The organism is Kitasatospora sp. NPDC006697 (assembly GCF_042869935.1).
In the GTDB taxonomy this organism is placed as follows: domain Bacteria; phylum Actinomycetota; class Actinomycetes; order Streptomycetales; family Streptomycetaceae; genus Kitasatospora.
This window is the reverse complement of record NZ_JBIAGU010000004.1, coordinates 265148-288907: the sequence shown is the minus strand read 5'-3', so window position 1 is coordinate 288907 and position 23760 is coordinate 265148. Positions and strand designations below refer to the sequence as shown.

Genomic DNA, 23760 nt, shown 5'->3' with positions numbered 1-23760 from the left:
ACCCCGCACCGCGAGCAGCAGCGGCCAACCGGGATTGCCCCCCGGCGGCCGGCGCATTGCGCCACTCCGTCCGCATCGCCCATGCCCAGGCAGACGCGGCAGCCCAGCAGCCCTACCCGACCACGCACCACGAGCAGGACCACGACATGGCGATCACCGCAGGGCCCAGCGCCCGCGCCGACAAGCACACCGACTTCCAGAACAGGACGCACGAGATGCATCTCATGAACGAAAACCTGGCCCGCGCCCATATGCAGGAACGCCTGCAGGAGGCGGAGGACCAACGCGTCGCACTCGCGGCGCAGCGGGTCGCCAAGCTCCGCCGGAAGGCGGAGCGGGCCACCTGGCGGGCGCGCAAGGCGCTCGCCACGGCGGTGCTCTGACCTCCGGGTCGCAGCCCCCGCACGGCAACGCGAACGCCGGTGCCCCGGCCACCCCACCGGAGTGGGTGGCCGGGGCACCGGCGTTTTTCCGCGGCCCGCCCTGCGGTCAGTCGGCGGCCGGCTCCGCCGCCGGCGCCTGCTCCGGCTCGGCGAAGCCCGGCAGCCAGTCCAGCATCTCGGCCCGGAACGGGGCCTGGGCGCCGAGCTGGCAGAGCACCCCGATGGTGCTCAGGGTGACCCGGTGGATCAGCAGGTAGTAGGGCGGCAGGTTGAGCTGCTTGCCCAGGTTGTAGGCGGGGGAGCGGGGATCGGCGATCCGGGCCGCCTGGGAGCGCATCCAGGCCCGGGTGAAGTGGAACCGGTCCACCGCGGCCGGCTCGATGATCGGTCGCAGGTAGTCCAGCACCGCGTCCGGGTCCAGCTCGATGGCGGGCTTGACGAAGCCCTCGGCCCGCAGCATGTCCAGCACGCCCACCGCGTCGCCGCCCAGGGCCATCCGCAGCGAGTCGCCGATCGGCCGGGGCAGGCCGCCGGGCAGCCGGTCCACGGTGCCGAAGTCCATCACGCCCAGCCGCCAGCCCCCGGCCGGCCCGTCGTCCTTCAGCAGCCGGAAGTTGCCCGGGTGCGGGTCGGCGTGCAGCAGCCCGGTGCGGGCCGGGCCGGCGAACAGGAAGCGGGCCAGCAGGTGCCCGGCCCGGTCCCGCTCGGCCTGGCTGCCGCCGGAGATCACCTCGGCCAGCGGGGTGCCGCCCAGCCACTCGGTGACCAGCACCTGGTCGGCCTGGGCCACCACGGCCGGCACCACGATGTCCGGATCGGCGGCGAACTCCTCCGCGTGCACCCGCTGGGCCTCGGCCTCCAGCGCGTAGTCCAGCTCCTCGGTGACCCGGTTGCGCAGCTCGGTGATCAGCGGCTTGATGTCCAGGCCCGGGATCAGCGGCCCGACCAGCCAGGCCACCCGGCTCAGCTGGCCCAGGTCGGAGAGGAGCGCGTCCCCCGCGCCCGGGTACTGCACCTTGACCGCGACCTCCCGGCCGTCCTGCCAGACCGCCCGGTGCACCTGGCCGATCGAGGCGGCCGCGGCCGGCCGGTCGTCGAAGCTGCGGAAGCTGGACCGCCAGTCCTTGCCGAGCCGCTCGGCGAGCGCGGCGTGCACGCTGGCCGCGGGCATCGGCGGGGCCGCGTCCTGAAGCTTCGTCAGGGCGGCCCGGTAGGGCCCGGCCACCTCCTCCGGCAGCGCGGCCTCGAAGACGGACAGCACCTGTCCGAACTTCATCGCGCCGCCCTTCAGCTCCCCGAGCACCTTGAAGAGCTGGTCGGCGGTGGCCTGCTGGAGCTCGGCGGTGACGGCCTCGGCGGACCGCCCGCCGATCCGCTTGCCCAGGCCCAGGGTGGCCCGGCCCGCGATGCCCAGCGGCAGGGCGGCGAGCCGTGCCGTGCGGGTCATAGCCTTGCGCGGAAGATCGCTCACCCGGGCCTCCCAATCGTGCTGCCCTGGCGGTGTCCAGGGACTGCCGGTACCCCTCAAGCGGGCCCGCCCCGGTGCTGGGGACGGCGGCCACTAGGCCATTGTGCCCGTTCTCCGCGCGGGCCCGGCCGGGGCCCGGCGGCCGGACCGCCGACCGCGGCCGCAGCGGCTGGGCGGCCCGGTCCGCGACGCGGCCCGCGGCCCGGCCGGTCAGTGCTCGATCAACGGTCGAGCAGCGGTCGAGCAGCGGTCGAGCAGTGGTCGGGCAGCGGTCGGTCAGCGCCAGAAGCACCCGCACTCCAGGTGCGGCGGCAGCCGCAGCCGGCGCACCATGCCGTCGGCCGCGGAGACCTCGCACCAGCCGTCCACGCTCGGCGGCCGCACCCCGTCGAGCAGCAGCAGGGCGTGCAGGCCGGCCAGCCCCGCCACCGTCGCGGCCAGCGCACCGTCGCAGGCCGGCTCGCCCGCCCGGCCCGGCCCCTCGCCGGCCAGCTGGGCCAGCAGCCGGGGCCAGCCCTCGTCCCGCTCGGTGCGGCTGAGCCCGAAGCAGCCGCCGCAGGCCGAGGCCCCCGGCAGCACCAGCGGTCCCACCACCCCCAGGTGCTCCACCACCCCGACGTAGAGGTGCGGCACCCCGGCGCGCATCAGCTCCCGGGCCGCGTCGGCCGAACCGGCGTACGCCCCGCTGCCGTCCCGGGGCGCGAAGACCACCAGGTCGGGCGGGCCGCCCGGCTCGCCGCCGCCCTCGGGGCCGGGACCGGCCGCCCGCCGCACCGCCTCCCGGGCCGCCGCCGCCCGGGGCCGCCCGATCTCATGGGCCGGCAGCCCGCCCGGCGCGCAGTCCCGGGCCGCCACCCGCCCCTGGTCCAGCACCGACACCGCGCCCACCCCGGCCGCCGCCAGGGTGCCGGCCAGCGCCGCGCCGACCCGCCCGGCCCCGCGCACCTCCACCCGCCGCCCGGCCCGCCGGGCCAGCGCCCCGGCGCCCTGGCCGGGCCCGGGATGGAGCAGCGAGAGCGAGGCCAGATCCGGCCCCAGCAGCTCCCGGCGGCCGGCGGGCAGGGCACCGAGCGCCTCGTCCACCGCCCGGGCGTCGTCCAGCAGCCCGGTCTCGGCCATCGACCGCAGGGTCTGCGCGACCGCCCCGGCGTCCAGCCCCAGCTCGCCCGCCGCCGCGGTGACGGCGGCGGTGTCCCGCTCGCCGTCCAGCAGGCCGAGGAAGGCGCAGAACCGCTCATCGGCCCGGCCGACCAGCTGGGCCCGGTCCGGCAGGGTGCCGAACCGCAGCGTCTCCTGGTCCCGCCAGGTGCGGGAGAGGGCGGGCTTGAGCACCGGGCGCATCGGACGCGCGGGAGACGGGGGACGCATGGGCAACTCCACTCCGGAATCGACTGACTGCGCTGAGTGAGACAATCCTGCGCGAGCTGCGGTTCCGTGTCGAAGAAGTTGTCCACAGGCTGGGGATGATGATCCGACCGCCGGCCACCGGTGGCCGCGATCCGGTTCGGCCGTCGAACAATTTCGGCCGGGGCAGCGGACTTCTGTCGGCGCCACCGGGTAACGTCGTGTGCCATGGCAGCCGAACGGGACTCCCAGCCCTCGGCGTCGCCTCGGCGCGCCCGGGCAGCAGCCGGGTCGCGGGTCGCGACGCCCGGTTCGCGCGGGCGGCCGGGCCGGCCGCACCCGGCGGGCGAGGCGGAGCCGCACAGCGGCCCCCCGCCCGTGGAGCACCCCCAGGTCGAGGTCCGCCGCAGCGCCCGCCGCAGCCGCACCGTCTCCGCCTACCGCGAGGGCGACCGCACGATCGTGCTGATCCCGGCCAGGATGTCCTTCGCCGAGGAGCAGCGCTGGGTGGCCCAGATGCTCGACCGGCTGGCCGCCCAGGAGAGCCGCCGAACCCTCGGCGACGACGCGCTGGCCGAGCGGGCCCGCCGGCTCTCCGCCGAGTACCTCGGCGGCCGGGCCCGCCCGGGCCAGGTCCGCTGGGTCACCAACCAGAACTCCCGCTGGGGCTCCTGCACCCCCAGCGAGCGCTCGATCCGGCTCTCGCACCGCCTCCAGGGCATGCCCGACTACGTGCTGGACTACGTGCTGCTGCACGAGCTGGCCCACCTGCTGGTGCCCGACCACGGCCCGCGGTTCTGGGCCCTGCTCGAGGCCTACCCGCGCACCGAGCGGGCCCGCGGCTACCTGGAGGGCGTCGCCTCGGCCGCCCGGCTGCCGCACATCCCCGGCGCCCGCGGCGCCGGCCCGTCGGTCGGCCCCGCCGCAGAGCCCGAGGTCTGCGGCTGAGGCTCCGTCAGCCCACCAGCTCGCGGGCCAGCCCGACCAGCCGCCGCACCGAGTCGTCGGTCGGCTCCGGCAGTGCGTCCCAGCCGAACCAGCGCAGGTCCAGCGACTCCTCGCTGATCTCCTCGACCGCCCCGGCCGGCGCCAGCGCCAGGTACTGCACGTCCAGGTGGACGTTGGCCGGCCGGTCCTTGCCGGTGCAGCGCACCTCGTGCCGGTCCAGCTTGACCGGCACCGGCGCGCCCGCCCCGGCCCCGCCGGCGCCGAGCAGCGCCAGCCCGGCGATCCCCGACTCCTCGGTGGCCTCGCGCAGCGCGGCCGCGCCCAGCGTGGCGTCGCCCGGCTCGCAGTGCCCGCCCAGCTGCAGCCACCGCCCGACCTTGGGGTGCAGGGTCAGCAGCACCCGGCCGCCGGCCGGGTCCACCACCAGGGCGCTGGCGGTGATGTGCGCGGGCAGACAGGCCTTGAAGAGCCCGTCCGGCCGCTCGGCCAGGTGCGCCAGGTACTCCTCGCGCAGCGCCCGCTGACCGGGGTCGGCGGGCGACCAGCCGGTCAGCGCGGCGGTGGCGTCGGCGTGCAGGGTGCTCACTGCTTCGGCTCGTCCTTGCCCTCGTCGTCGCCGGTGCCCTTGCCGTCGCCGGTGCCCTCGCCGTCCCGGCCCTGGCCCGCCGCCTCGCCGAGCAGCCGGTCGATCGCGTCGAAGTCCAGCCCGCCCTCCAGTGCCTCGCCGCTGCCGCGGTGCACGAAGCCGTCCGGGTCGTCCAGGTCGGCGGCGGTCGGCAGCATGTCCGGGTGCTCCCAGAGCGCGTCCCGGCCCTCCACCCCGCGGGCGTCGGCCAGCGAGGCCCACAGCCGCGAGGCGTCCCGCAGCCGGCGCGGCCGCAGCTCCAGGCCGACCAGGGTGGCGAAGGTCTGCTCGGCCGGCCCACCGGTGGCCCGGCGCCGGCGCAGCGTCTCGCGCAGCGCGGAGGACTGCGGCAGGTGCGGCTCGGCCGCGGCGTGCACCACCGCGTCCACCCAGCCCTCGACCAGCGCCAGCGCGGTCTCCAGCCGGGCCAGCGCGGCCTTCTGCGCGGGGGTGTCCTCGGGCTGCAGCAGCCCGTTGCCCAGCGCCTCCTGCAGCGCCTCGGGGTTCTCCAGGTCGAGCCGGCCCATCATCTCCTCCATCCGGGAGGAGTCCACCGTGATGCCCCGGGCGTAGGCCTCGACGGCGCCGAACAGGTGCGCCCGCAGCCACGGCACGTGGGCGAAGAGCCGCTGGTGGGCCGCCTCGCGCAGGGCCAGGTAGAGCCGCACCTCCTCGGCCGGCACGTTCAGGCCCTCGCCGAACTCGGCGATGTTCTGCGGCAGCAGCGCGGCCTTGCCGGCCGGCGCCAGCGGCAGGCCGACGTCGGTGGAGCCCAGCACCTCGGCGGCCAGCGCGCCGAGCGCCTGCCCGATCTGGGTGCCGAACATCGCACCGCCCATCGAGCGCATCACGCCCATCAGCGGTCCGGCCATCGCCTGCATCTCCTCGGGCAGCACGCCGCCCATGGCGTTGCCGACCCGCTCGGCCACCGGGTCGACCAGCTCCTGCCAGACCGGCAGGGTGGCCTCGATCCACTCGGCGCGGCTCCAGGCGACCGCGCTGGCCGAGGAGGACGGGAACTCGGTCGCCGAGTCCAGCCAGAGCTCGGCCAGCCGCACCGACTCCTCGACCGCCGAGCGCTCGACGGCCGAGACCGAGCGGTCCTTGCTCCGGCCCTCCGGCTGCTCGGCGACCACGGTCTGCCGGGCGATGTCCTTGGCCAGCTGCCAGTTGACCGGCCCGCCGTCGAAGGAGAGCATCTGGCCGAGCTGCTGGAAGGCGGCGCCCAGGTCGTTGGGGTCCAGGCCGCCCATCATCGCGGCGAACGGGTTGTCACCGGAGCCACCCGGGCCGCCGGGGCCGCCCGCACCGAAGAGCGCGCCGAACGGGTTGCCGCCGCCGAAGCCGAACGGCGACTGCTCAGCGGGCTTGTCGGGCTCGTTCTGCTTCTCGTTCTTCTGCTCGCCGCCCTTGTCCTTGCCCTCCTCGGGCTCCTCGGGCGGGACACCGAATCCGAAGGGGAGGTCGCTCACTGGGTCCTCGATCTGGTCGGCCGTCACGCGCGGGTGCTGTGGCGGGAAAGCAGGTTGCGGTCGGAGGGGCGGCGGGCTCGCCCGCGCCGGGTGCACCGCCGGGGCCTCTCCTCGGGCAGGATGGACGGTGCGTGACACTCGTACGTACGCACATAAGCTAACCGTGGAGGATCGCCGGTGAGTTCCCCGCCTTCGGACGTTCGCTCTGGGCTGACCGGAGGCGAGGAGGCCCAGGTGGCCCCTGGGTCCGCGCACCCAGCCTACGGCGGACGGCCGCTCACCGTAGCAGTCACCGGCGCCGCCGGAGTGCTGGGCGGCCGGGTCGCCGCCCGGCTGGTCGACTCGCCCGGGGTGCGCAAGGTCCTGGCGATCGACGACCGGCGCGGCGAGGCCGCCGGGGTGCAGTGGCGGGTGCTGGACGTGCGGGATCCGGCGGTGGCCGAACGGCTCCGCGGGGTCGACGTGGTGGTGCACCTGGCGATGGACCTGGGCATGGAGTCCGACCCCCGGGTGCGCAGCGCCTACAACGTGCGCGGGGCGCAGACCGTGGTGACGGCCGCCGCCGCGGCCGGGGTGCACCGGGTGGTGCTCTGCACCTCGGCGATGGTCTACGGCGCGCTGCCCGACAACGAGGTGCCGCTGGCCGAGGACGCCGAGCTGCGGGCCACCGAGGAGGCCAGCCTGGTCGGCGACCTGCTGGAGATCGAGCGGCTGGCGCACCGGGCGCCGCGGGCCCACCCGGGCCTGCAGGTGACGGTGGTGCGCCCGGCGGTGCTGGTCGGCCCGGGTGTGGACACCGTGCTCACCCGGCACTTCGAGGCGCCCCGGCTGCTGGTGGTGGCCGGCTCCCGGCCGTGCTGGCAGTTCTGCCACCTGGACGACCTGGCGAGCGCGCTGGAGTACGCGGCGCTCGGGCTGGTGGAGGGCGAGCTGGCGGTGGGCTGCGACGGCTGGCTGGAGCAGGAGGAGGTGGAGGCGCTCTCCTCCATCCGCCGGATGGAGCTGCCCGCCTCGCTGGCCCTGGGCACCGCGGCCCGGCTGCACCGGCTCGGCCTGACCCCGGCCCCGGCCGGCGACCTGGCGTACACCATGTACCCGTGGGTGGTCTCCGGCAGCCGGCTGCACGAGGCGGGCTGGCGGCCGCGCTACTCCAACGAGGAGGTGCTGGCCGAGCTGCTGGCCCAGGTGGCCGGCAAGCACGCGGTGGCCGGCCGGCGGCTGGGCGGCAAGGAGGCGGCGACCAGCCTGGGCGCGGCCGGCGCCACGGTCGCCCTGGTCGGCACGGCCGCGCTGGTCCGCCGGGCCCGCAAGCGCCGCCGTTACTGACGGCGCGGGCGGGGTTGTACGGAACCACAATTGCCGCCCCGGGCGGCCGGTGGCCGATGATGGGGAGCATGTCCGAGAACCACGACCCCATCCGCCTGCTCGCGGTCCGCGACACCCCGCTCTCGCTCGACGAGGTGTACGCCGCGGTGGGCGACGACGCGGCCGGCGGCACCGCGATCTTCGTCGGCACGGTCCGCGACCACGACGGCGGCAAGCCGGTCGCCGCGCTGGAGTACAGCTGCCACCCGAGCGCCGAGCAGGAGATGCGCCGGATCGCCGAGAAGGTGGTCGCCGACTACCCGGTCCGGGCGCTGGCCGCCGTGCACCGGATCGGCCGGCTGGAGATCACCGACTCCGCGGTGATCGTCGCGGTCTCCTGCCCGCACCGGGCGGAGGCCTTCGCGGCCGCCCGCAAGCTGATCGACGACCTCAAGCACGAGGTGCCGATCTGGAAGCACCAGATCTTCACCGACGGCGAGGAGGAGTGGGTCGGCACCGGCTCCTGCTGACCGGGGCCCCGTTCGGCCCACCCCCGGCGCCCGACCGGGCACACGAATGCGCCCACCGGGTGGCAGGCCCCGGCCCGCCGTAACCCGGATGGCTCCAGGGCCGTTCTCCGTCCGGCCGGTTAATGTGCTGATAGGCACGACGAGCTGGGAGGACGTCATGGGAGTGCTGGCCTGGTTGGGGATCCCTGTCGGGGCGGGAGTGCTGGCCGTGCTCTGGGCGGCCTGGGCCGCCCGTCCGCCCAAGGCGACCGGTGACGGTGACTCACTCGCCGAGCACCAGCGCTTCCTGGCGGCGATGGAGCGCAGCACCGGCAGCCACCGGGTCCCGGACCACCAGGGGCGCTGACCCGGCGGGCGCGCCCCCGGCGAGGTCCCGTACTGTCGTGCCATGCCACGCCGCTCCGCGACGATGCTCGCCGCCACGCTGATGCTCATAGCGCTGCTCTGTGTCTCGGTGGTCCTGAAGGTGCCGTACAGCCAGCTGAGCCCCGGGCCGACGTACAACACGCTCGGGGCGCAGGACAAGGCGGGCACCCCGGTGATCTCGATCTCGGGTACCCCGACCTATCCCACCAGCGGCCACCTGAACATGACGACGGTGCAGGTCACCGGCGCGGACTACCAGCCGAGCCTGCTCTCGGTGGTGGTCGGTTGGCTGCGCGACGACCAGCTCGTGGTGCAGCACGACATCCTCTACCCCAAGGGCCAGACCGAGCAGCAGTCCGAGCAGCAGAACGCCGAGGAGTTCGCCTCCTCGCAGGACAGCGCCAAGACCGCGGCGCTCACCCAGCTCGGCATCCCGGTCGGCAACGAGGTGCAGATCTCCGAGGTGGTGGCCGGCGGGCCGAGCGAGGGCAAGCTGCACGCGGGCGACCGGATCGTCGCGGTGGACGGCACCGAGGTGACCGACCCGAACCAGGTGGCCCCGCTGGTCCAGGCGCACAAGCCGGGCGAGGACGTGGTCTTCACGGTCGTCCCGCACAGCCAGGACGAGCTGAACGTGAAGCCCTCGGACGAGTCCAAGGTGACCGTCACCACCACCAAGTCGCCGGAGACCGGCAAGGCGATGGTCGGCGTGGTCGCGGCGCCGGGGCACAACTACCCGTTCAAGATCGACATCGGGCTGCAGGACGTCGGCGGCCCGAGCGCCGGCCTGATGTTCGCGCTCGGCATCGTGGACAAGCTGACCCCGACCGACCTGACCGCCGGCAAGTTCGTGGCCGGCACCGGCACCATCGACGACAAGGGCAACGTCGGCCCGATCGGCGGCATCGCGATGAAGGTGATCGCGGCCCGGGACGCCGGCGCCCGCTACTTCTTCACCCCCAGCGACAACTGCACCGAGGCGAGCAGGAACACCCCGGCCGGGCTGCGGCTGATCAAGGTGGACACGCTGGACCAGGCGCTGAAGGCGCTGGAGCAGGTCCGGGCCGGCCAGGACGCCCAGCTGCCCGCCTGCCCGCGCTGACGGGGCGTCGGGCCCCCGGAGCAGGGGCCCGACGGGGCGTCAGGAGAAGGTGGCCAGCAGCGCCTTGGTCAGTCCCGGCACCAGGTCCGGGCCGGTCAGCACCTCGCGCGCCAGGTCCTTCTCGCGCAGCCGCAGCGCCGTCTCCCGCTTGCCGTCGCGCAGCACGGCGGCGGTGATCCGGACCTCCTGGCGGGCCGGGTGGTTCGCCACCCACTCCGTCAGCTGCGCCTCGGTGGCGCCGGCCGGGCGGCTCTTCTCGGCACCCGGCGGGAGCATCAGCCGCTCCACCACCAGGGCGCAGCCGGCCACCGAGGACGGCCAGGCGATGGTGCCCAGGAACTCGTCCAGCGCCGTGCCGGCCGGCAGCTCCTCCTGCTCGACCGGGGTCAGCTCGCCGTCCTGGGACGCGTCCAGCCCCAGCTGCCGGGCCACCGCGGGATCGGTGCGGCGCAGCTCGGCGCTGTCGACCAGGGCGAAGAGGCGGGCGGGCCGGTCCCAGCCGAGGCCGGAGACGTACTCGTCGATCTCCAGGGCGGCGCGGGTGAGCGGAGTGGCGGCCGGCAGGGTGCCGGAGCCGTCGGGCGTGAAGCTGACATCGGACATGCCCCCAATCCTCACACGGCCGTGGCCCGGGAGCCGCGCAGCGGCGGGGGAGCGGCCGGGCGGGGAGGGCCGGGGGCGCGATCCGCCGTCCCCGGGACGGTTTATGTTGCTACGGGTCGCTTTCCCCGCAGCACGAGTCCCCACAACAGCATGAGGTGCCACCGTGGTCTTCCAGATGCCCGAGCGCGAGGGTCCGGCGTACCGGGTCCGGGGCCGGCGGTGGAGCCGGCGGCTGGTGGCGGCGGCGGCCGGGGCGCTGGTGCTGCTGGCCGGGTGCGCGGTGCTGGCCGGCGGGTGGACGGAGTGGCTCTGGTACCGCTCGGTCGGCTACGGCTCGGTCTTCGGCACCCGGCTGAAGGCCGAGGCCGGGCTGTTCGCTGGGTTCGGCCTGCTGATGGCGGCCGCCACCGTGCTGAACGGCTGGCTGGCCCACCGGCTGCGCCCGCCGCTGGCCGCGATGTCGCCGGAGCAGCGCGGCCTGGACCGCTGCCGGGCCCGGCTGGCGCCGGTGCGCCGGCGGCTGCTGGCGGTCGGCGCGCTGCTGACCGGGGCGGCGGGCGGCGCGGCGGCGGCCGGGCAGTGGCGGCAGTGGCTGCTCTGGCGGCACGCCACCCCGTTCGGCGTCCGGGACGGCCAGTTCCACCGGGACGTCTCCTTCTACGCCTTCGACCTGCCCTGGTACCGGTTCCTGGTCGACTTCGGGTTCGGCCTGCTGGTGGTCTCGGCGCTCGCCGCGGTGCTGGTGCACTACCTGTACGGCGGGCTGCGGCTGCAAGGGCCCGGGCGGCGGGTCGGCACCGGGGCGCAGGGCCACCTGGCGGTGCTGATGGGCGGGTTCGTGCTGCTCGAGGCGGCATCCTACTGGCTGGACCGGTACGCGCTGGCGGTGCGCGGCGCCAGCTGGCACGGGATCGCGGGGTACACCGGGCTGCGCTTCACGGACGCCCGGGCCCACCTGCCGGCCGACACCGTGCTCTGCTGCGCGGCGGTGATCTGCGCCGTCCTCTTCCTGCTCACGCCGGTGCGGCGGACCTGGCTGCCGGCGATGCTCGGCTTCGGCCTGATGCTGCTCTCGGCGGTGCTGGTCGGCGGGCTCTACCCGGCGATCGTGCAGCAGCTCGAGGTCGCGCCGCACGAGCAGGCCAAGGAGGCGCCCTACCTGCGGCAGAACATCGAGGCGACCCGGCAGGCCTACGGCCTGGCCGGGGTGACGGCCGCCGGGCCCGCGCCCGCGGCGCCGGACGCCCGGACCGTCGCGGCGGTCCCGCTGTCCGGCCCGGCGGGCGGCCCGCCGGCCGACCCGGACCCGGCCGGGCCGGGCTGGACCGCCGAGCACCTGCGGGACACCCACGACTACGGTGTGGCGGACGCCGCGGGCTCGGGCCCGGCGGACGCCTCCGGGCAGCCGGCCGTCACCGAGTCCGCGCAGCCGCCGGACGGCGCCGGCGCCGGCTTCGAGCAGCGGGTCTACTACGGCGAGCGGACCACCGGCTACGCGGTGGTCGGCGGCGGCGGGGAGGCCGACTACGCCCCCGGCTACCGCTACCGGGGCGGCAGCGGGGTGGCGCTGGACGGCCCGCTGGTCCGGGCGGCCTTCGCGGTGCGGTTCGGCGAGCCGCGGTTCCTCTCCACCGGCTCGGTCGGCGGCGGCTCCCGGGTGCTCTACGACCGCACCCCGGCGCAGCGGGTGGCGAAGGCCGCGCCCTGGCTGACCCTGGACTCCGACCCGTACCCGGTGACGGTCGGCGGCCGGCTGCTCTGGGTGCTGGACGGCTACACCACCTCGGACGACTACCCGTTCTCCTCCCGCACCGCGCTGGGCGGCGGCGCCGCGGTGAACTACGTCCGCGACGCGGTCAAGGCGACCGTGGACGCCTACACCGGCGCGGTGGTGCTCTACCAGTGGGACGAGCAGGACCCGGTGCTGCGGACCTGGATGAAGGCCTTCCCCGGCACCGTCGAGCCGCGGGCCGCCATCCCCGCCGGGCTGCTGGCGCACCTGCGCTACCCGCGGGACCTGTTCGAGGCGCAGCGGGAGCTGCTGGGCGCCTACCACGTGACCGATCCGGCCGCCTTCGCCGCCGGCACGGACCGCTGGCAGGTGCCGCCGGACCCGGCCGGCGGCACGGGCCCGCAGCCGCCCGCCTACCTGACCGTGCGGATGCCCGGCGCCCCGGCCGCCGCCTTCTCGCTGACCGGCACCCTGGTGGCCGCCGGGCGGGGCGACCTGGCCGCCTACCTGGCGGTGGACTCCGAGCCGGGCCCGGACTACGGCGCGCTGCGGCTGCTGCGGCCCGCGGACGGCTCCGGGGCGCTCGGTCCGGGACAGGAGCAGGCGGCGTTCACGGCGGACCCGGCGGTGGCCGGCTGGCTGAACCGGCAGCACCAGGACGGCGCCGCGGTGGCCTACGGCAGCCTGCTGACCCTGCCGGTGGGCGGCGGGTTCCTGGCGGTCGAGCCGGTGTACACGACCGGGCCCGGGGACCGCTCCCCGGTGCTGCGCAAGGTGCTGGCGGTGTACGGCACGGGTCCGGTGGCCGTCGCGGCGGACCTGCCGGGCGCGCTGGACAGCGCTCTCGCCGGCTCGCCGGCCGCCCCGCCGCCGGGCGGCGACCCGGCGCTGCGCAAGGCGCTGGACGACCTGCGGACGGCCTACGCGCAGAGCCAGGACGCGTTCGCGGCGGGGGACCGGGCCGGGTACGCCCGGGCCGAGCAGGCGCTGCGGGCCGCGCTGGACGCGGCCACCGCGGCCGAGAACGGCGGGCCGCCGCCACCCCAGGGCCGCTGAGCTGCGGCCCTGCGGACGGAGTTGGTCATGGACCCCCGCGCGGCCGTGCTAAGGTTGTCACACAACGACGCGGGGTGGAGCAGCTCGGTAGCTCGCTGGGCTCATAACCCAGAGGTCGCAGGTTCAAATCCTGTCCCCGCTACCACGGCCGAAGGCCCGGAGGTTCACCTCCGGGCCTTCGGCTTTTCCGCTGCCCGGGCCCGTTCCGCCGGCCCACCCTGGTCCGTCCCTTGCGCCCCTACCGGACTGACCCGTCCCGGACAAGAATCGTGCCGGTGCTTGTTGACGCCACTGCTGGTCTAGTCCACCGTGTGCTCCAGCCCGGCAGGTCGCCGCGGGACGGAGGGGAGGCCGGCATGGAGTCGGAGCGGGCGGCCGGGCCGCTCCGCTACGAGCTGCTCGGGCCGCTGGTGGTCCGCCGGGCCGGCCGGGCGCTGGACGCGGGGCCGCCGATGCAGCGCGCGGTGCTCGCGGTGCTGCTGCTGAACGCCGGCGAGCCGGTGGCCCGGGAGCAGATCATGCAGGCGGTCTGGGGCGCCAAGGCGGTCGAGACCACCCCGAGCCTGGTGGCCACCTACGTCTCCCGGCTGCGCCAGGTGCTGGAGCCGGACCGGCCGCGCCGCACCCTGAACGGCCTGCTCGCCACCCGGGGCACCGGCTACCGGCTGGAGGCCGGCCCGGGCGACCTCGACCTGCACGAGTTCGAGGCGGCCCGGCAGCGGGCCCGGGCGCACCGGGCGGCCGGCGAGCCGGAGCGGGCGCTGGCCGTGCTGGACGGGGCGCTGGCACTCTGGCGCGGCGCGGGACTGGACGGCCTGCCCGGGCCGTTCGCCGCGCTGCACCGCGGGCGGCTCGGCGAGCTGCGGATGGCCGCGCTGGAGGAGCGGTTCGAACTGGCGCTGCAACTGGGCCGGCACCACGAGGTGGTGGCCGAGCTGGGGCTGCTGGCGGCGGCCCACCCGGGCCGGCAGCGGCTGCGCGGGCTGCTGATGCTGGCGCTGCACCGGGCCGGGCGGCAGGGTGAGGCGCTGGCCGTCTTCGCGCAGACCAGGCAGCTGCTGATCGCCAGTCAGGGCCTGGAGCCGGCCCGGGACCTGGTCGAGCTGCAGCAGCGCATCCTGCGCGCCGACCCGGGGCTGGAGCTGGCCGCCGGGCGGTCGCCCGGGCCGCTGCGGCTGGTCTGCCGGCCCGCGCAACTGCCCACCGACCTGGCGGACTTCACCGGGCGCTCGGCCGAACTGCGGGTGATCACCCGGACCCTGGGCGGCACCGGGCGGCGGATCGGCGCGGTGCCGCTGGTGCTGGTCAGCGGGCCGCCCGGGGTGGGCAAGAGCGCGCTCGCCGTGCACGCCGCGCACCGGCTGCGCGAGCGGTTCCCGGACGGGCAGCTGTACGCCGCGCTGCACGAGCCGGACGGGCGGCCCGGCGAGGTGGGCGAACTGCTCGGGCGGCTGCTCACCGACCTCGGCGTGGACCGGGAGGCGCTGCCCGCCGAGCCGGAGCGCCGGGCCGCGCTGCTGCGGTCGGTCAGTTCGGGGCGCCGGCTGCTGCTGGTGCTGGACGACGCGGCGGACGCGGCCCAACTCGCCGCGCTGCTGCCCGGATCGCCGAGCTGTGCGGTGCTGGCCACCGGCCGGGGGCGGCTGCCGGGGCTGCCGGGCGCCCGCACCGTGGTGCTGGACCACCTGGGGCCGGCCGACTCCCGGCGGCTGTGGCGGCGGCTGGCCGGCGCGGAACGCGGTGCCGAGGAGGCGCAGGTGCTGGCCGCCTGCGCGGGCCTGCCGCTGGCGCTGCGGGCGGCCGCCGCGCGGGCCGCCGTGCGCCCGGGCAGCGGGCTGGCCGCGCTGGCCGCCCGGCTGGCCGACGAGGACCGGCGGCTGGCCGAACTCGCCTTCGGCGGCGGGGGAGTGGCGCAGGCGCTGGCCTCGGCCGAGGGCCGGCTGGGCCGGCTGCCGGGCGGTCCGGCGGCGCTGGCCGCGCTGCGCGGGGCGAGCCGGCTGGCCCCGGAGGCGGCCGCCGAGCTGCTGGCCGCACTGCCCGGGGACCGGCTCGACCTGCTGATCGAGCACGGCCTGCTGCAGCCCGGCCCGGACGGGCGGCCCCGGCTGCACCCGCTGACCGCGCTGCACGGACGGACGGCGGATGGAATCGGGGTGGAATCCGGATGCCGCCGGGAACCGGAGCCGGACCGGCCCGAGGCCGCTGACCGGCGCTGATCCGGTCGGGCCCGGCAGGCCGCCCGCAGGGGCGGGGGACCGGCCCGGCACCGGCGCCGATCGGCGCAGGCAGCACCCCTTGACCGGTTATTTGGTCTAGTCCACTCTGAGTCCGGCCCGGCCTGCCGCGAACAGGCTCGGCGCCTCCCCCCGATGCTCCCTGTCCCCCACATCCGCATCCGCTGATCAAGGAGCTGACTCCCCGTGGATCGAGCGATCCGTCACACCCAGCGCAGCCCCGAGGGACCCCGCAGACCGGCCCGGCACGGGCTGCGCACGGCAGTCGCGGGCACCGCGGCCTTCGCCGTCGCGGTGAGCGGCGCCGTGCTGCTGACCGCCGGCAGCGACGCCGACGCGGCCGTCGCCGCCAACCTCCTGCAGAACCCCGGCTTCGAGAGCGGCGGCCTGGCCGGCTGGAGCTGTACGTCGAACTCCGGCACCGCGGTCACCAGCCCGGTGCACAGCGGCAGTTACGCGCTGCAGGCGACGCCGGCCGGCGCCGACGACGCGCAGTGCACCCAGCAGGTGGCCGTGCTGCCCAACTCGACCTACACGCTGAGCGCCTGGGTCCAGGGCAACTACGTCTACCTGGGCGACAGCGGCACCGGCTCCACCGACGGGTCGACCTGGAGCACCAACTCCAGCTGGAACCAGCTCTCCACCAGCTTCACCACCGGTGCGAGCACCACCAGCGTGACGGTCTACCTGCACGGCTGGTACGGCACCGGCGCGTACGAGGCGGACGACCTGGTGCTCAGCGGCCCGGCCCCGAGCGGCGGCCCCACCACCCAGCCGCCGACCAGCCAGCCGCCCACCTCGCAGCCCCCGACCTCCCAGCCGCCCACCTCGAAGCCGCCGACCTCCCAGCCGCCGACGTCGCAGCCGCCGACCAGCCAGCCCCCGACCTCCCCGCCGCCCACCGGCAAGCACCTGCTGACCGGCTACTGGCAGGACTTCGACAACGGCGCCACCGACCAGCGGATCAGTGACGTCAACCCGGCCTACGACATCATCGCGGTGGCCTTCGCGAACGCCACCGGCACGCCGGGCGCGATCGGCTTCAGCCTGGACAGCACCCTGTCGAGCAAGCTGGGCGGCTACACCGACGCCCAGTTCAAGGCCGACATCGCCGCCAAGCACGCGGCCGGCAAGAAGGTGATCGTCTCGGTCGGCGGCCAGAACGGCACCATCTCGGTGAGCGACGCCACCTCCGCGGCCAACTTCGCCAACAGCGCCTACTCGATCATCCAGAGCTACGGGTTCGACGGCATCGACATCGACCTGGAGAACGGCGTCAACTCCACCTACATGGCCCAGGCGCTGCACTCCCTGGCGGCCAAGGTCGGCAGCGGCTTCGTGCTCACCATGGCCCCGCAGACCATCGACATGCAGTCCACCGGCATGGAGTACTTCAAGTTGGCACTGGCCACCAAGGACATCCTGACCATCGTCAACATGCAGTACTACAACTCGGGTTCGATGAACGGCTGCGACGGCAACGTCTACTCCGAGGGCACCGAGAACTTCCTCACCGCGCTGGCCTGCATCCAGCTCCAGGGCGGCCTGGCGCCGAGCCAGGTCGGCCTCGGCGTGCCGGCCTCCGGCAGCGCGGCGGGCGGCGGCTACGTCTCGCCGAGCGTGGTGAACGCGGCCCTGGACTGCCTGGCGAGCGGCACCAACTGCGGCAGCTTCAAGCCCGCCACCAAGTGGCCCGGCATCGGCGGTGCGATGACCTGGTCCACCAACTGGGATGCCAGCAACGGCAACTCCATCGCGACTTCGGTCGGCGGCCACCTGCACGCCATGCCGTGACCGATCCAGGGGCTCCCCACTCCTGACGCACCACCAGCACCACCAGTACCACCAGCTCGACCAGCTCACCAGCTCCATTCGTTCCGAGCGTCTCTCACCCCCACACCAGAGAGAAGTGAACCGAATGCGCAGAAGCAGCCGATCGGCCTGGGCGCTGACCTCAGCGGCCGGGCTCATCATCGGCGGCGCGCTGTCGGTCCTGGGCATGGCACACGCCCAGGCCACGCAGGGCACGCCGAACAGCACCCCCGCCAACACCACCGGCGCCCCCGCCACCTCCGGGGGCATCAAGGTCGCCTACTTCGACCAGTGGTCGATCTACCAGAACGCGTTCTACCTGAAGAACGTGGACACCAACGGTGAGGCGAACAAGCTCAACTACCTCATCTACGACTTCGAGAACATCGACCCGGCCAACCTCACCTGCTTCGAGGCCAACTCGGCCGCCTCGCAGGACGAGAACAACCCCAACGCGGGCGACGGGGCCGGTGACTCGTTCGCCGACTACGGCAAGACCTTCGCGAACGGCAACTCGGTGGACAACTCCACCGACACCTGGAACCAGCCGATCGCGGGCAACTTCCACCAGTTGCAGGAGCTGAAGGCGAAGTACCCCAACCTCAAGGTGCTGCTCAGCATCGGCGGCTGGACCTACTCCAAGTACTTCTCCGACGCGGCGGCCACCGACGCCTCGCGCAAGAAGCTGGTCTCCTCCTGCATCGACATGTTCATCAAGGGCAACCTGCCCTCGCAGGGCGGCTACGGCGGCACCGGCACCGGCAAGGGCATCTTCGACGGCTTCGACATCGACTGGGAGTACCCGGGCGGCGGCGGCCACACCGGCAACCACTCCTCCACGGCCGACAAGCAGAACTTCACCGCGCTGCTCTCGGAGTTCCGGTCGGAGCTGAACACCCAGGGCACCGCGGACGGCAAGAGCTACGCGCTCACCGCGGCGCTGCCGGCCGGCCAGGACAAGATCTCCAGCGTGGAGACCGACAAGATCGGTCAGTACCTGACCTTCGGCGACGCGATGACCTACGACATGCACGGCGGCTGGGAGACCACCGGCCCGGCCAACCACATGTCGCCGTTGTACGACAACCCGGCTGACCCGTCCAACGTGGTGGCGCCCGGCACGTCGAAGTACTCGATCGACGAGGCGGTCAAGGCCTGGACGGCCGGTGATCCGCAGTACGGCATAGCCGGCGGCTTCCCCGCCAACAAGCTCAACATGGGCGTGCCGTTCTACTACCGCGGGTGGACCGGGGTGGCGGCCGGCGCCAACCACGGGCTGTTCCAGCCCGCCAGCGCCCCGGCGGCAGGCGCGGCCGACTCCGGGAACGTGGCCGGCGTGCGGATGTACAAGGAGCTCGGCGGCATCGTGGACAACGCCGCCGACACCTACTGGGACCCGGCCGCCCAGGCCGCGTACTTCTACGACGGCACCAACTTCTGGTCCGGCGAGGACGCGCAGTCGCTCCAGGCCAAGGCCGACTACCTGCACTGCAACGGCATGGGCGGGTCCTTCGTCTTCTCGCTCTACGACCTGGACCCGAACGTCACGCTCTTCAACGACCTGGTGAGCGACACCAACGGCTCGGCGGCCAACTGCCCGGCGCCGCCGACCTCGCAGCCGCCCACCAGCCAGCCGCCCACCTCCCAGCCGCCGACCAGCCAGCCGCCGACCTCCAAGCCGCCGACCAGCCAGCCGCCGACCTCCAAGCCGCCGACCTCCCAGCCGCCCACCTCGCAGCCCCCGACCAGCCAGCCGCCGTCCGGCGGCCCGGTGGTCAACGGCGGCTTCGAGAGCGGCAGCCTCTCGCCGTGGACCTGCACCGGCAACCTGGGCTCGGTGGTGAGCAGCCCGGCGCACTCCGGCTCGCACGCCCTGGCGGGCGCTGCCAGCGCCAGCGATGACGCGCAGTGCTCGCAGACCATCACGGTCAAGCCCAACACCACCTACACGCTCTCCGGTTGGGTGCAGGGCAACTACGTCTACCTGGGCGTGACCGGCTCCGGCGCGGACACCTCCACCTGGACCTCCAGCAGCGGCTGGAGCCAGCTCTCCACCAAGTTCACCACCGGCGCCTCGGTCACCTCGGTGACCATCTGGCTGCACGGCTGGTACGGCCAGGGCACCTACTACGCGGACGACGTCAACGTCGCCTGAGGCGCTCTGAACTGCCACCACCACCTCCACGGGGCGGTGCCACCGATAAGCGGTGGCACCGCCTCCGGTACTATGGGCACACGCTCGCACCATCACTTGCGCGGCGGGGGTTTGTGAGGCGCAAGTGTCGGGAAATCGACAAAGCGCTGAAGCAATCTCGCCGGCTTCGGCCCGAGCCCGCCAAAATCGCGCGGGCAGGTGTACGCGGGTGTTCGGGTGATGCGACGATGGGGCACATGGGGGACGGGGCACGGCTGTTGACGGGCCGTCGACTTTGGCACGCCCCATGGGGGTCCCCCCGGCCGAAGGCTGGGGGAGGATGCCGTGGCACTCGGGGGGAGCGGGAGTCGGCATGAAGCTGATCGGCAGAAACCAGCCCTCCACCACCGACACCGCCGAGCCCGCCGAGGCGACGGCGGCCACGGCCCTGGCCGCCGTGGAGCAGGCCACCGAGCCGGCCGTGACCGCTCCGGTCCCGGCCCAGCGCGGCGCGGCCGGCACCGGCCCGGAGCACCTGCGCCCGGTCCCGGTCCCGCAGGTCACCGGCGGCTACCCCGCGCCCGCCGCCACCGAGCCCGACGCCCTGCCGGCCGCCGCCGACAGCTTCGAGGACGAACTCGCCGCCCGTGAGTCCGCCGCCCTGGAGGAGCGCCACCGCACCGCCGCCGACACCGGCGACCCGCACGCGGCCAGCCGGCTCGGCGCCCTGCTGCTGCGCCGCGGCGATCTGGACGAGGCCGAGCCGTACCTGCGCAAGGCGGCCGCCGCCGGCCTGCGGGCCGCCGCCAACAACCTCGGCGTGCTGCTGCACCAGCGCGGCCTGCGCGCCGAGGCCGGCCAGTGGTGGCGCCAGGCCGCGGTGGCCGGCAGCGCCCCCGCCGCGCACGCGCTCGGCCTGCTGCTGCGCGACCAGGGGGACGAGGAGTCCGCCGAGTACTGGCTGCACTTCGCCGCCGACCAGGGCCACCCGCTCGGCGCCTACGCGCTGGGCGACCTGATGGAGCACCGGCGCGACGTGCGCGCCGAGCGCTGGTTCAGGCTGTCCGCCGACGCCGGCCACCGGGAGGCCGCCTACCGGCTGGCCCGGATGCGCGAGGCGGCCGGCGACAAGGAGAGCGCCGAGACCTGGTACCGCACGGCGGCGGTGCGCAGCCACGCCCGGGCCGCGCTGCGGCTCGGTGTGCTGGTGGAGCAGCGCGCCGCGGGCGACCAGGGGCTGCGCGAGGAGGCCGCCCGCTGGTACCGGCAGTCGGCGCAGAACGGCGAGCCGCGGGCCGCCTGCGCGCTCGGCTTCCTGCTGCGCGACGCGGGCGACCTGCCGTCCGCCGCCGAGTGGTGGCAGGAGGCCGCCGAGGCCGGCGACGGCAACGCGGCCAACGCGCTGGGCGCCCTGCACGCGGGCCGCGGCGAGGACAAGGACGCCGAGCGCTGGTACCGGGCCGCGCTGGACGCCGGCGATCACAACGGCGCCTTCAACCTGGGCCTGCTCTGCGCCGCCGCCGGCCGCCAGGCGCAGGCCGAGCAGTGGTACCGCCGGGCCGCCTACGCCGGGCACCGGGAGGCCTGCAACGCGCTGGCCGTGGTGCTGCTGCAGCGCGGCGACGAGGCCGGTGCCGAGCCCTGGTTCTCCAAGGCCGCCGAGGCCGGCAGCGTGGACGGCGCCTTCAACCTCGGGGTGCTGCACGCCGGCCGCGGCGAGCAGCAGCAGGCCCACGAGTGGTATGCCCGGGCCGCGGCCGGCGGCCACGGCGAGGCGGCCCTGCAGCTGGCGGTGGCCCGGGAGCAGCGCGGCGACCTGCCGGCCGCGCTGGACCGCTACCGGCAGGCGGCGGGCGGCGGTTCGGCCGAGGGCGCGTTCCGGCTGGCCTCGCTGCTGGACCGGCGCGGCGACGCCGGCGAGGAGGCCGAGCACTGGTACGCGGTGGCGGCCGACGCCGGGCACAGCCGGGCCCAGGTGCGGATGGGCGTGCGGGCCGCCGAGCGCGGCGCGCTGGAGATCGCCGAGAGCTGGTACCGCCGGGCCGCCGAGACCGGCAGCCGCAGCGCCGCCTTCAACCTCGGCCTGCTGCTGGCCCGTCAGGAGCGCGAGCCGGAGGCGATGATCTGGTACACCCGGGCCGCCGACGCCGGGCACGGCCGGGCCGCGCTGCGGCTGGCCCTGCTGGCGCTGCGCCGGGGCGAGCCGGTGCAGGCCGAGAGCTGGTGCCGCCGGGCGGCCGACTACGGCCCCCCGGAGGTGGCCGAGCGGGCCGCCCGGCTGCTGGACGCCATGCACCCGGAGATGACGGCCTGACGGGCCGTCACGGCCGCCGTCAGACGCTCAGCCGGCGCAGCGCCTCCTGGTGCAGCAGGCCGTTGCTGGCCACCGCGTCCGCACCGCCCGGGCCGTCGATGCCGTCCAGCCCGGTGAACAGGCCGCCGGCCTCCTGCACCACGATGCACGGCGCCGCCATGTCCCACAGGCTCAGCTCCGGCTCGGCGGCGATGTCCACCGCGCCCTCGGCGACCATCATGTAGGACCAGAAGTCGCCGAACGCCCGGGTCCGCCAGCAGGCCCGGGTCAGGTCCAGGAACGGGTCCAGCCGCCCGCGCTCCTCCCAGCCGGTCAGCGAGGAGAAGGAGAGCGAGGCGTCCTCGATCCGGGAGACCCCGGAGACGTGGATCCGGCTCGCCTTGGCCAGGCTGCGCCCGGCGAACGCGCCCAGGCCCTTGGCCGCCCACCAGCGGCGGTTGAGCGCGGGCGCCGAGACGATCCCGACCACCGGCTGCTGCTCGCCGTCCGGGCCCTCCTCCAGCAGCGCGATCAGGGTGGCCCAGACCGGCACGCCGCGGATGTAGTTCTTGGTCCCGTCGATCGGGTCGATCACCCAGCGCCGCGGCCCGGAGCCGGCCAGCCCGAACTCCTCGCCCAGCACCGCGTCGCGCGGCCGGGCCCGCTGCAGCACCGAGCGCACCAACTCCTCGGCGGCCTTGTCGGCGTCGCTGACCGGGGTCAGGTCGGGCTTGGTCTCGATCGCCAGGTCCAGTGCCCGGAAGCGCTCCAGGGTGACCGAGTCGGCCGAGTCGGCGAGCACGTGGGCGAGGCGGAGGTCATCGTGGTAGTCGGCCATGGGTCGAACAGTATCGCTCCGGACGGGCGGCGGGCGGCAGCCGATCAGTGTCCGGAACCGCTGAGCTGCAGACCGACCACGCCGGCGATCACCAGGCTGATGGAGACCAGCTTCAGCGCCGAACTCGGCTCGTTCAGCCAGATCATGCCGTAGGCGGCGGTGCCGGCCGCGCCGATGCCGGTCCACACCGCGTAGGCGCTGCCGACCGGGAGGTGCTTCAGCGAGAGGGTGAGCAGGCCGAAGCTGGAGAGGGCGAAGAGCGCGAAGGCGATGGTCGGCCCGAGCCGGGTGAAGCCGTGGCTGAGCTTGAGGTTGACCGCGAAGCCGGTCTCCAGCAGGCCCGCGAGGACCACCATGAACCACGCCATCGGCCGCCTCCCGGAGGCTCAGGGATGATCATCGTCAAGTCCTATGATCGCCCGTCAGTCCTCCGAACGGCGGCCGCCACACCGTCAGTCCCCTTCTTCCCTGGTCTCCCGGGAGGCGAGCAGCCGGCGCAGCGAGTAGAGCCGTGCCGGGTCGGCGTGGCCGTCCGCCACCCAGGCGTCCAGGGCGCAGTCCGGCTCGTCGTGGCTGCAGGCCCGCGGGCAGTCCGCGGTGCCCGGCTCCAGGTCCGGGAAGGCGAGGATCACCCGGGACGGGTCGATGTGCGAGAGGCCGAAGGAGCGGAACCCCGGCGTGTCGATCACCCAGCCCGGGTCCAGCGCCTTCCGGGAGCCCGACTTGGCCCCCGGCGGCGGGGGCAGCCGCAGCGCCAGCGCCGAGACCGTGGTGTGCCGGCCGCGCCCGGTCACCGCGTTGACGCGGCCGGTGGTCCGCTGCTGCTCCGGCACCAGGGCGTTCACCAGGGTGGTCTTGCCGACCCCGGAGTGCCCGATGAAGACGGTGGCCAGGCCGCGCAGCCGCTCCCGCACCGCCTCCGCGCCGGCCGTCTCCAACTCGTCCCGCCGGGTCACCACATGGGCGATGCCCAGCGGGGCGTAGGCCTCCAGCAGCGGCTCGGCCGGCGCCAGGTCGGACTTGGTGAGCACCAGCAGCGGCTCCATCCCGGCGTCGTAGGCCGCCACCAGGCAGCGGTCGATCAGCCGGGGCCGCGGCTCCGGGTTGGCCAGCGCCGTGACGATCGCCAGCTGGTCGGCGTTGGCCACCACGATCCGCTCGTACGGGTCGTCGTCGTCCGCGGTGCGGCGAAGCACCGAGCTGCGCTCGGCCACCCGGACGATCCGGGCCAGGGTGTCCGGCTCCCCGGAGAGGTCGCCGACCAGGCTGACGTTGTCGCCGACCACCACGCCCTTGCGGCCCAGCTCGCGGGCCTTCATCGCGGTGACCGCCCGCTCCCGCTTGGTGCCGGCCTCCACCAGGCAGGTCACCCGGCCCCGGTCGATGGTGAGCACCATGCCGTCGGCGGCATCCTCGTGCTTGGGCCGGATCCTGGTGCGGGGCCGGGAGCCCCGCGGACCGGGGCGGTTGCGGATGTCGTCCTCGTCGGCGTCCTTGCCGTAGCGGCGCATGGTG

Annotated in this window: 19 protein-coding genes and 1 tRNA gene; 12 read left to right on the top strand and 8 right to left on the bottom strand. The window is 75.2% G+C overall.

All coding sequences use genetic code 11. From position 1 onward, the window contains the following. The first annotated feature begins 146 nt into the window (after window positions 1–146). Entirely contained in the window at window positions 147–383 is a 237-nt protein-coding gene (locus ACFYNO_RS08375) for a hypothetical protein (RefSeq protein ID WP_388007291.1), read from the top strand. Between the two features lie 106 nt (window positions 384–489). On the opposite strand, the gene ACFYNO_RS08370 is transcribed toward ACFYNO_RS08375, so the two are convergent. Both ACFYNO_RS08370 and ACFYNO_RS08365 read right to left on the bottom strand, forming a co-directional pair. Further along, window positions 490–1854: an ABC1 kinase family protein gene (locus tag ACFYNO_RS08370; protein ID WP_388007288.1), complete on the bottom strand. Its 1365-nt coding sequence runs from the start codon at window positions 1852–1854 to the stop codon at window positions 490–492. A gap of 273 nt (window positions 1855–2127) precedes the next feature. Further along, a complete protein-coding gene (locus ACFYNO_RS08365) occupies window positions 2128–3192 on the bottom strand; it encodes a ThiF family adenylyltransferase (protein WP_388007574.1) in 1065 nt (354 codons plus the stop codon). A gap of 381 nt (window positions 3193–3573) precedes the next feature. On the opposite strand from ACFYNO_RS08365, the gene ACFYNO_RS08360 reads away from it, so the two are divergent. Then, window positions 3574–4143, top strand: a complete 570-nt coding sequence (locus ACFYNO_RS08360) for a M48 family metallopeptidase (protein WP_388007285.1) — start codon at window positions 3574–3576, stop codon at window positions 4141–4143. A 7-nt stretch (window positions 4144–4150) separates the two neighbouring features. On the opposite strand, the gene ACFYNO_RS08355 is transcribed toward ACFYNO_RS08360, so the two are convergent. Next, window positions 4151–4729 carry an NUDIX hydrolase gene (locus tag ACFYNO_RS08355; protein ID WP_388007282.1) on the bottom strand — a complete coding sequence of 193 codons (579 nt, stop codon included), beginning with the start codon at window positions 4727–4729 and terminating at the stop codon, window positions 4151–4153. Further along, window positions 4726–6240: a zinc-dependent metalloprotease gene (locus tag ACFYNO_RS08350; RefSeq protein WP_388007571.1), complete on the bottom strand. Its 1515-nt coding sequence runs from the start codon at window positions 6238–6240 to the stop codon at window positions 4726–4728. The genes ACFYNO_RS08355 and ACFYNO_RS08350 overlap by 4 nt, the downstream gene beginning before the upstream one ends. A gap of 177 nt (window positions 6241–6417) precedes the next feature. Here ACFYNO_RS08350 and ACFYNO_RS08345 point away from each other — a divergent pair, with 177 nt between their 5' ends. The 4 genes from ACFYNO_RS08345 to ACFYNO_RS08330 all read left to right on the top strand — a co-directional run bounded on the left by ACFYNO_RS08345 (window position 6418) and on the right by ACFYNO_RS08330 (window position 9543). Next, entirely contained in the window at window positions 6418–7566 is a 1149-nt protein-coding gene (locus ACFYNO_RS08345) for an NAD-dependent epimerase/dehydratase family protein (RefSeq protein ID WP_388007279.1), read from the top strand. A 59-nt stretch (window positions 7567–7625) separates the two neighbouring features. Next, window positions 7626–8075, top strand: coding sequence for a molybdenum cofactor biosynthesis protein MoaE (locus ACFYNO_RS08340; RefSeq protein WP_388007568.1), 450 nt, complete (start codon window positions 7626–7628; stop codon window positions 8073–8075). Window positions 8076–8232: 157 nt separating this feature from the next. Beyond that, window positions 8233–8421 (top strand): hypothetical protein, encoded by a 189-nt coding sequence (locus tag ACFYNO_RS08335; RefSeq protein ID WP_388007276.1) that lies wholly within the window; start codon window positions 8233–8235, stop codon window positions 8419–8421. Between the two features lie 42 nt (window positions 8422–8463). Beyond that, window positions 8464–9543: a PDZ domain-containing protein gene (locus ACFYNO_RS08330; RefSeq protein WP_388007273.1), complete on the top strand. Its 1080-nt coding sequence runs from the start codon at window positions 8464–8466 to the stop codon at window positions 9541–9543. A gap of 39 nt (window positions 9544–9582) precedes the next feature. On the opposite strand, the gene ACFYNO_RS08325 is transcribed toward ACFYNO_RS08330, so the two are convergent. Beyond that, a complete protein-coding gene (locus tag ACFYNO_RS08325) occupies window positions 9583–10146 on the bottom strand; it encodes a PPA1309 family protein (RefSeq protein ID WP_388007270.1) in 564 nt (187 codons plus the stop codon). A 163-nt stretch (window positions 10147–10309) separates the two neighbouring features. On the opposite strand from ACFYNO_RS08325, the gene ACFYNO_RS08320 reads away from it, so the two are divergent. The 6 genes from ACFYNO_RS08320 to ACFYNO_RS08295 all read left to right on the top strand — a co-directional run bounded on the left by ACFYNO_RS08320 (window position 10310) and on the right by ACFYNO_RS08295 (window position 21428). After that, window positions 10310–12934 (top strand): UPF0182 family protein, encoded by a 2625-nt coding sequence (locus ACFYNO_RS08320; protein ID WP_388007267.1) that lies wholly within the window; start codon window positions 10310–10312, stop codon window positions 12932–12934. Window positions 12935–13002: 68 nt separating this feature from the next. Next, window positions 13003–13079 (top strand) — tRNA-Met (locus tag ACFYNO_RS08315). A gap of 211 nt (window positions 13080–13290) precedes the next feature. After that, window positions 13291–15150: a BTAD domain-containing putative transcriptional regulator gene (locus ACFYNO_RS08310; protein ID WP_388007264.1), complete on the top strand. Its 1860-nt coding sequence runs from the start codon at window positions 13291–13293 to the stop codon at window positions 15148–15150. Window positions 15151–15354: 204 nt separating this feature from the next. Next, window positions 15355–16962: a chitinase gene (locus tag ACFYNO_RS08305; RefSeq protein ID WP_388007261.1), complete on the top strand. Its 1608-nt coding sequence runs from the start codon at window positions 15355–15357 to the stop codon at window positions 16960–16962. A 124-nt stretch (window positions 16963–17086) separates the two neighbouring features. Beyond that, window positions 17087–19135: a glycosyl hydrolase family 18 protein gene (locus ACFYNO_RS08300; RefSeq protein WP_388007258.1), complete on the top strand. Its 2049-nt coding sequence runs from the start codon at window positions 17087–17089 to the stop codon at window positions 19133–19135. Between the two features lie 352 nt (window positions 19136–19487). Beyond that, the gene (locus ACFYNO_RS08295) at window positions 19488–21428 is read left to right on the top strand and encodes a tetratricopeptide repeat protein (protein ID WP_388007255.1); all 1941 of its coding nucleotides are present in this window, start codon (window positions 19488–19490) and stop codon (window positions 21426–21428) included. A gap of 19 nt (window positions 21429–21447) precedes the next feature. Here the strand turns inward: ACFYNO_RS08295 and hisN are convergent, their stop codons facing one another. From hisN to rsgA, 3 genes are all read right to left on the bottom strand, one after another. Further along, window positions 21448–22245 carry a histidinol-phosphatase gene (gene hisN, locus ACFYNO_RS08290; RefSeq protein WP_388007252.1) on the bottom strand — a complete coding sequence of 266 codons (798 nt, stop codon included), beginning with the start codon at window positions 22243–22245 and terminating at the stop codon, window positions 21448–21450. Between the two features lie 44 nt (window positions 22246–22289). Then, a complete protein-coding gene (locus tag ACFYNO_RS08285; protein WP_388007249.1) occupies window positions 22290–22613 on the bottom strand; it encodes a DMT family transporter in 324 nt (107 codons plus the stop codon). A gap of 84 nt (window positions 22614–22697) precedes the next feature. Then, a complete protein-coding gene (rsgA, locus tag ACFYNO_RS08280; RefSeq protein ID WP_388007246.1) occupies window positions 22698–23756 on the bottom strand; it encodes a ribosome small subunit-dependent GTPase A in 1059 nt (352 codons plus the stop codon). Between the last annotated feature and the right edge of the window lie 4 nt (window positions 23757–23760).

What these genes read in the sequence shown, in the direction of transcription:
- ACFYNO_RS08375 (WP_388007291.1), top strand. Translation starts at nt 147, where the DNA reads ATGGCGATCACCGCAGGGCCCAGCGCCCGCGCCGACAAGCACACCGAC.
- ACFYNO_RS08365 (WP_388007574.1), bottom strand. Translation starts at nt 3,192, where the DNA reads ATGCGCCCGGTGCTCAAGCCCGCCCTCTCCCGCACCTGGCGGGACCAG.
- ACFYNO_RS08340 (WP_388007568.1), top strand. Translation starts at nt 7,626, where the DNA reads ATGGGGAGCATGTCCGAGAACCACGACCCCATCCGCCTGCTCGCGGTC.
- ACFYNO_RS08335 (WP_388007276.1), top strand. Translation starts at nt 8,233, where the DNA reads ATGGGAGTGCTGGCCTGGTTGGGGATCCCTGTCGGGGCGGGAGTGCTG.
- ACFYNO_RS08330 (WP_388007273.1), top strand. Translation starts at nt 8,464, where the DNA reads ATGCCACGCCGCTCCGCGACGATGCTCGCCGCCACGCTGATGCTCATA.
- ACFYNO_RS08325 (WP_388007270.1), bottom strand. Translation starts at nt 10,146, where the DNA reads ATGTCCGATGTCAGCTTCACGCCCGACGGCTCCGGCACCCTGCCGGCC.
- ACFYNO_RS08310 (WP_388007264.1), top strand. Translation starts at nt 13,291, where the DNA reads ATGGAGTCGGAGCGGGCGGCCGGGCCGCTCCGCTACGAGCTGCTCGGG.
- ACFYNO_RS08300 (WP_388007258.1), top strand. Translation starts at nt 17,087, where the DNA reads ATGCGCAGAAGCAGCCGATCGGCCTGGGCGCTGACCTCAGCGGCCGGG.
- ACFYNO_RS08295 (WP_388007255.1), top strand. Translation starts at nt 19,488, where the DNA reads ATGAAGCTGATCGGCAGAAACCAGCCCTCCACCACCGACACCGCCGAG.
- hisN (WP_388007252.1), bottom strand. Translation starts at nt 22,245, where the DNA reads ATGGCCGACTACCACGATGACCTCCGCCTCGCCCACGTGCTCGCCGAC.
- ACFYNO_RS08285 (WP_388007249.1), bottom strand. Translation starts at nt 22,613, where the DNA reads ATGGCGTGGTTCATGGTGGTCCTCGCGGGCCTGCTGGAGACCGGCTTC.
- rsgA (WP_388007246.1), bottom strand. Translation starts at nt 23,756, where the DNA reads ATGCGCCGCTACGGCAAGGACGCCGACGAGGACGACATCCGCAACCGC.